This window comes from Candidatus Viridilinea mediisalina, from assembly GCF_002532535.1.
GTDB lineage: Bacteria > Chloroflexota > Chloroflexia > Chloroflexales > Chloroflexaceae > Viridilinea > Viridilinea mediisalina.
In genome coordinates, this window is the sequence record NZ_NQWI01000175.1 from 1 (window position 1) to 7221 (window position 7221).

Genomic DNA, 7221 nt, shown 5'->3' on the forward strand with positions numbered 1-7221 from the left:
GGCGAGGAGGCGAGGAGGCGAGGAGGCGAGGAGGCGAGGAGGCGAGGAGGCGAGGAGGCGAGGAGGCGAGGAGGCGAAACTTTCGCCTCATGCGATCTCGCCTTATGGTAGCGACATGGCGTAAATAGCGCCTAAACGCGCTTGTTATCACCTGTAACATTTCTGTTACGAGGGTATGGGAGGAGGCGAGGAGGCGAGGACGCGAGGAGGCGAGGAGGCGAGGAGGCGAGGACGCGAGGAGGCGAGGACGCGAGGGCTGCGCCTCCTCGCCTCCTCGCCTCACGCATCCTCACGCCGCCTCGCAAGATGGTAAAGCAACCTTACGATGTGGCACACGTTGGAGTGCCGGCTTTAGCCGGCTAAAGCCGGCACTCCAACGCGTGCCCACTAGCTTTTCAGACAGCCTTTAAGCGTGCGACTGCCTCCTGTTCGATCCGCACAAGCTCGGCTTGCAAGCGCAGCTCTTCGGCGTTACTGGCAGCCAGTTGATCCTCAAGCTGGTTTAAGGTGTTTACATAACGTTGACGTAAATTGCCTTCATCGCCCTCGCGCCCTAAGGGAACCAAGTTCTTCTGGATCTGCGTCTGCTGGCGGTAGAGCTTGTCGCGCTCGCGTTCGAGCTTGGTGAGCTCGTTCTGGGCCGCTTGGGCGCGGTGGTAGAGTGCCAGCACCTCCTGCAACGCCGCCACTGTCTCCGCTGTGAGCAGCCGGTCGCGCAGGAAGGCTTGGAGTTGCTGGCCATTGAGGCTCCGCACCTGCTCATGGCGGCTGATCAGGCGCCGTTCGGTTACCTCAAAGACGGTGCGTGCCTGGGGCGCACAGGCAACGCGCCAGCGCACAAAGCCCGCGCTCTGCTCATCGGGCTTGGTCGGGCTGACCAGCTCATAGCCGTTGCGCGGCACATGCTCAATCGTTACCTCCGCCGCCCGCTCAAGCCCACTGGTGATGTGATAGCTTGTGGTGGCGAGGTCGTGCTCCTCAAAGATGAGGTACTCATCGCGCAGGTGCAGGCTCGCGAGTTTACGCTCACCACGATGCTGCTCTTCGACTGTTAGGCCCAACTCAATTGCAAAGGGTACAATCAGTTCACCGCCGGTGCGCGTAAAGGGCAGCACGGCCTCGCCGCCATAATCGCCAGCGCACAAGACGGTCACCGGGCCGCGTTCGAGGGTCAGGCCGGTGCCATTCTGCAGGCGCAGAGCGGCCACCGGGTGGCGGGGATGCTTCGCGCCATTGTAGAGCAGTTCGTGGCGCGCCGGAAGACGCTGGCTTACAATGGGAACCATGGCCGATTGACCACGGGCCACACTGACTGGATGCACCACTTCGTAGGCAAAGAGCGCACCACGCTCATCGCCGCCCGCCGCAACCTGCACAGCCTCTTCAAACTGGGCTGCCGAGGGGCGGAAGGCGCGACTGCGTGGGGGCATACCATACTCCGCATCCGTCTCACCAAGCGCCATTTCTGCAACATCAGCCATCATCATAGGCGCGGGCGGCGGCGCGGCAGCAAAGGCAATCGGCGCATTGACGGTTCGCTCCTCATCTTCAACCAAAGGCCGTTCGGGCGTATGGGGCTCATAGAGGCGGTAGCGGAAGGAGACCGGCATCCCAGCCATGAGCGTCAGCGCAACTCCGTTGAGGTCTTCTTCCAACTGGTTGTCAAACAACCCCCAGCCCTGCAAGACCACCGTATCCTCCGCGCCTGCCAGCCCCGCTTCAAAGAGCAGGCGGTAGCTAACGCGCCAGGCGGGGGCGGGGGCAATATAGCCCACGAGCAGATCGTGATCACCCGGCGAAAGGCGCAGGGTCGCAGCGCGGCGCTGCTCCTCACTCTGAGCCGCCCGCAGGAAATAGCTCAAATCGGCAGCCGCCCCGGGCTCAAGCAACTCGACCCCAGCCAAACGGGTGATCGCCAGCGTCTGTACGAGGCGCGTCTCGGCGTTATAGAGCGAAACGAGGGGGTGACGCAGCGGATCATTAGGGACATAATCCACGCCAACCACCAGCCCCTCAACGCTGGAGGCGGGGGCATGTTTCGTTTCAGCAAGCTGCAAGCGCACCCGTCGCCCCCGCAGATCGCGCAGCAGATCGAGCAGGCTACGATCATGCGAGAGGTGAATACTGCCGCGTTGCAAGCGTTGCTCGCGATCCTCAGGCGTCTCAAAATCCACCCCCAAGACCTGACCAGCGCCCAGATCGAGGGCAATCAGGCTCTTGAGCACATCATCCATCGCCTCACGCGAGAAACTCAACTCAAGCTGCTCGCCGCTATGCGCCCCACGGCGCTCGAAGTAGCCGACACCGTGCTTAAAGAGAACCATACGTGTAATGGGTAGGGTAGTCATGGGTAATTCCAACTATAAGAAGCTGTCTGAAAAGCTAGTGGGCACACGTTGGAGTGCCGGCTTTAGCCGGCTGAAGCCGGCACTCCAACGTGTGCCACATCGTGTGGTACGACACTGAGACCCTTTTCAGACAGCTTCTAAGATACGCGGTGGCTTCGACAAGCTCAGCCAGCGCGGTGGCTGAGCTTGTCGAAGCCACCACTGGCAAGGCATGGTACCATACTCCCCCGTGTTCTACCATATTTCCTCTTTCCTCTCTCCTATTTTCTATTTCCTCTATGCGCGTACGCCTTACCCTGATTACCCTGCTGGTTCTCGTGGTGCTTGGTGCCAACCTCATGGCACTGCGGCTCAGTCCGGCTGAATATCGGCTGGAGCTGGGCGAGCATGAAGATCTCATTGCGGTGACTGGCTTTCATGGGCATGAACAGGACGCAACGGGGACAAGCTATCGTTGGACGACCGAGCATGCAGAGGTGCTGCTGCATGGGCCGCTGGTGGCTGAGGGGGCGGTGCTATCGCTCCATTTGGGCTGGCTACCTCCAGGCGTTCCTGAGCCGCAGCAGCTCACGCTGCGGTTGGATCGCGAAGCGTGGGCTGTCGTGGAGGTGCTTGATCAACCACGCGCTTACCATCTGCTGCTGCCGCCCGCTACCTTGGCGCAAGGTGCGGTGGCATTAGGCGTAGAGAGTAGTACTACGCTTGCGCCCGCTGATCAACGGGCGGTTGGGGTGCGGATGGATGCGGTGAGCCTAAGTTGGCAGCGTGCGCCGTGGGTCTTGCCGCACCCGATTGTGCCTGGTACCCAACTGATCCTGCTCTTGCTTTGGGGCATGGTGGCGGGCTGGCTGAGGCTTGCTTGGCCGATTACTGCCGCGTTGGGGGGCGTAATCATAGCCCTCCTGATCGCCCAAGCTGCACTCAATCCTGGATTGGCCGCGTTGTATCATGGTGCGCTGCTAGGTGGTGGGTTCTGTATTGTGGCCTTGATTGCAGGGTTGCGGCGCTTGTTGCCGCTGTTTGAGCCTCATGCCTCTGCCAATATGATCAGGGGGCTCTTGCTGATCAGCTTGGCGGCGCTGGTACTGCGCTTGAGTGGCGTTCTCTACCCCCTTTTCTTTTCTAGCGATCTGCCCATCCATATCGAGCGCCTACGCAATGTCGCGTGGGGCGATCTGGTGCTGATCAACCGTCCCTATGAATTTGATCGCCGTCCGATTCTCATTGTTCCCGTTGTCTATATGCTCATGGCCCCTGGCATGCTGTTGGGTGACTATAGTTTAGCGATCCAAGGAACCTATACGCTCGTTGATGCGCTCACGCCACTCCTCGTTGGTCTGTTGGTCTTCCGTCTGGGCTTGGGTGAGCGTACTGCCCTCGTAGCGGCTATCTTGATCATCCTGTTGCCGATTCATAGTGTGGCCCTCGCGTGGGGCTTTGCCCAGCAGATCATTGGGCAATGGTTTTCATTGTTGCTGATGGTTCTGATTGCAGGCCCGCCGCCCCAGCAGCGCTTGGGTTGGGCCGCTGTGCTGATGGTCACCACCCTGACGCTCTTGCTCCATCCGGGCTCACTGCTACTCTCTGGGGTGGCCCTTGGTCTTTTCTTTCTGTTTGGCCTTGGGCCGAGCGCTTGGGCTATAATGAGAGGCCACATGGGTGTGCAGGAGTGGCATGCCCAGCCGGAAGCACCCTTCTGGCGAGGGTGGCTCTATACGGTGCTTGGTGCGCTACTCTTGGCGTTGCTGCTCCAATACCTTGATGCTGCACGCTTGACCCTACAGCATGACGCTGGTGCAGATGGATCCGCTGATCGTGGGTTGCAACTCAATAGCCTTGAGCGGATGCAGCAGATTTGGGTGGCCCTTACCGCCTCATTTGCGCCGCTGCCGATGACCCTGGTTGTGCTTGGTTTGGCACAGCTACTTTGGCAGACTCGTGGTCGCGCAAGGGTGCTTGTGGTAGCATGGTGTGGCAGTACCGTGATCTTTTTTGGGATCGATCTGTTGCTGAATATGCAAGTACGCTATGGCTACTTTAGTGCCCCGCTTGTCTGTGTTGGTGTGGCAACCCTGCTTACACCGCTCTTCCAGCGCCCTGTTGGTCGTTTGGTGGCATTCGCTTGGCTCGCCTTTGTGCTTGCCACTGGCATGCTGCTCTGGTTTGATGCAGCCTACCGGGCTTTGAAGCCCTCGATTCTGCCTTTGACGCATTAGGTTCTCCCCAAAGGATTGTTAGCGCGAAAAAGCTCTGGGCCGTGACGTTGGCTGAGCCTGTCGAAGCCACCGCGACGTTGGCTTCGACAGGCTCAGCCAACGCGACGCATCCCTACGAGCCCAAGGCTTTTTCGCGCTAACAAAGGATTTTGCGAGGACGCGAGGACGCGAGGACGCGAGGAACCGCCGCTTCGTCGCTTCGCCGCTTCGCCTCACGCATCCTCCATTTCCTCAGAAAGTAGCTCCATGCTCCACAAATTCGATCTTCGCACCTTTGCCATTATGCTCACTGCCTTGGCCCTTGGTTTGGCCTGGGCGTTCTACAATCTCAATCTGGCCGGTGGGGTACGCAACGATGCCACGGTGCGCCCCTTGGTCTGGGTGGTCTTTGCCAGCCCCTTTGCGCTGGCGCTGGGCTGGTTGCTCGCCCGTCGCCATGAGGCGGCGCTCGCTGCCTTTTGCTGCTTCTGCCTCTACTTCTTCACCTTTTTTGTCGCCCAACGCATCGAGAGCCTGCTGCTCACTACGAGCGAAGCTGCCGCAACTGGTCATCAACTCCACTTTCAACTCGTACTAGCTATCCATGCCTTGGGCGGCTTTGGGTTCATTGTCTGGCGTGCGCGGGAGGTACACCATGGCGCTAACCCCTCGTGAGTATCAAGAAGCCCTCGAAGCACGCATCTTGTCTCCGTTGGCGGCGCAGAGTGCGGCGGCGGTACGGGAACGGCCTGAGCCGCCATGCCCGCTCCGTACTGCCTATCAGCGCGACCGCGACCGCATCCTCCACTCGAAGCCCTTTCGCCGCCTCAAGCATAAGACCCAGGTCTTTATTGCGCCGTTGGGCGATCACTATCGCACCCGGCTGACCCATACGCTTGAGGTGACCCAGGTGGCCCGTACAGTGGCGCGGGCGTTACATCTGAATGAGGATCTCACAGAGGCGATTGGGTTGGGCCACGATCTCGGCCATGCCCCGTTTGGTCATGCTGGTGAGACGGCGCTGACGCGCATCTTTGTGGAACATTTTCGCCATAATGAGCAGTCGCGCCGCATCATCGAGGTGTTGGAACGCAACGGCCAAGGGCTCAATTTGACCTACGCGGTGCGTGAGGGCATCTATTTGCACTCCAAGGCGCGCCGCGACATCATGACCACGGCATGGGGCACGGCGACGACGCTCGAAGGCCAATTGATTAAAATCTGCGACAGTGTGGCCTATATCAACCACGATATTGATGATGCGTTGCGTGCGGGGGTGTTGCATCAAGCCGATCTGCCTGCCGATGCCCTAGCCATTCTCGGCCATACCCACGGCGAGCGATTGCATACGATGGTGGCGGATCTGGTCGCATGCAACGACTGGGCGACAGGCAGCGGGGCAGCGCCCGATCCGCTGTTGATCGGCATGAGCCCCACGATTCTGGCTGCAACCAATCAGTTGCGTGACTTCATGTACCGTGAAGTCTACCACACGCCGCACAACAAAGCCGATGATGCAAAGGTGCGTTTTGTGATCGAGACGCTCTTTGCCCATTTTGTACAACACCCTGAGCAATTGCCCGAGGATCTGTTGGCAATCAACCGTGTACGCGCCGAACCGATTGAGCGGGCCGCCGTAGATTACATTGCTGGCATGACCGACCGCTACGCGCTGGAGGTCTTTAAGCGCATCTTTATGCCGCGTACCTGGGGGGCGTGAAGGGAAGAACAGAGAACAGAGAACAGAGAACAGAGAACAGAGAACAGAGAACAGAGAACAAAGAACAGAGAACAGAGAACAGAGAACAGAGAACAGAGCGCAAGCGGAAAGAACATGTGTTCATTACCGTAAAAGAGCGCAAAGAAATGCAACAAAACAGCGTTGCCTTCGCCCCTCTCCCACAACGTGGGAGAGGCGGTGCCCGGTTGGTGAGCCTGTCGAACCAGAGCTTGTCGAAGGGGGTAGGGGGTGAGAGCCATCTAGGGCATCCCCAAGCCCTAGCGGTTGCTACAGAAGCAGTTGAGCTATTCAACCGGCACCCGCGCCAAAAAGAGCAACTCTGCGATGATCAGGACAATCACGAGCAGCAGCAGGCTGACCCAGGTGAGGACGCGCAGCGCGGCGAAGGCGGCTACAGCGGCGAGCAGCAGGCCAACCTCGTAGGATTGACGGCGCACCCGTCGTGCATCAAAGGCACGGGCGCGATTCTGAAAAAGGTGTGTCGTGCCGCTGTGAATGAACGGGCGGGAGACCGCCGCGCCGCAGAGGAAGAGGGCCATCAGCAGCAAGCCGTAGACGGGCAGATCGGGCAACGACAGGAGCCATGCTTGGGGCGCAGGGACAAACGCGAGGGTATAGAGCAGCAGCAGCGAGCCTAACGTTCCTTCCAGCGTAAGCCCCACGAGGCGCATCGTATACTCAATCGGCCCAAAGGTAAGGATTGATGCCGCGATAGCCAAGGCATAAAACAGGAGACGTTGGAACTCCAATGGTTCACCGCGACTCATGCCTCCAAAGAGCAGCAGGGCCAACACTGCTGCCCAGCAGAGCCCCGCGAGGGCGGCCATGATCAGTGAGTAGCGGTGAAAATGAAGTGCCATTTGGAGATTGGAGATTGGAGATTGGAGATTGGAGATTGGAGATTGGAGATTGGAGATTGGAGATTGGAGATTGGAGA

Annotated in this window: 5 protein-coding genes; 3 read left to right on the plus strand and 2 right to left on the minus strand. The window is 59.4% G+C overall.

What is annotated here, in order from left to right:
• Positions 1-395 precede the first annotated feature (395 nt).
• The gene (locus CJ255_RS20445) at positions 396-2348 is read right to left on the minus strand and encodes a hypothetical protein (protein ID WP_097645930.1); all 1953 of its coding nucleotides are present in this window, start codon (positions 2346-2348) and stop codon (positions 396-398) included.
• Positions 2349-2626: 278 nt separating this feature from the next.
• Here CJ255_RS20445 and CJ255_RS20450 point away from each other — a divergent pair, with 278 nt between their 5' ends.
• The 3 genes from CJ255_RS20450 (at position 2627) to CJ255_RS20460 (ending at position 6263) form a co-directional block, all read left to right on the plus strand.
• A complete protein-coding gene (locus CJ255_RS20450) occupies positions 2627-4564 on the plus strand; it encodes a hypothetical protein (protein WP_097645931.1) in 1938 nt (645 codons plus the stop codon).
• A gap of 246 nt (positions 4565-4810) precedes the next feature.
• Positions 4811-5218 (plus strand): hypothetical protein, encoded by a 408-nt coding sequence (locus tag CJ255_RS23065; RefSeq protein WP_124682034.1) that lies wholly within the window; start codon positions 4811-4813, stop codon positions 5216-5218.
• The gene (locus CJ255_RS20460; protein ID WP_097645933.1) at positions 5199-6263 is read left to right on the plus strand and encodes a deoxyguanosinetriphosphate triphosphohydrolase; all 1065 of its coding nucleotides are present in this window, start codon (positions 5199-5201) and stop codon (positions 6261-6263) included. Before CJ255_RS23065 ends, CJ255_RS20460 begins: the two co-directional genes overlap by 20 nt.
• Positions 6264-6568: 305 nt before the next feature.
• Here CJ255_RS20460 and CJ255_RS20465 read toward each other — a convergent pair.
• On the minus strand, positions 6569-7221 hold a 653-nt coding region (locus CJ255_RS20465), incomplete at its 5' end, for a hypothetical protein (RefSeq protein WP_165774854.1).

Coding starts and splice junctions, on each gene's coding strand:
- CJ255_RS20445 (WP_097645930.1), bottom strand. CDS start 2,348: ATGACTACCCTACCCATTACACGTATGGTTCTCTTTAAGCACGGTGTC.
- CJ255_RS20450 (WP_097645931.1), top strand. CDS start 2,627: ATGCGCGTACGCCTTACCCTGATTACCCTGCTGGTTCTCGTGGTGCTT.
- CJ255_RS23065 (WP_124682034.1), top strand. CDS start 4,811: ATGCTCCACAAATTCGATCTTCGCACCTTTGCCATTATGCTCACTGCC.
- CJ255_RS20460 (WP_097645933.1), top strand. CDS start 5,199: ATGGCGCTAACCCCTCGTGAGTATCAAGAAGCCCTCGAAGCACGCATC.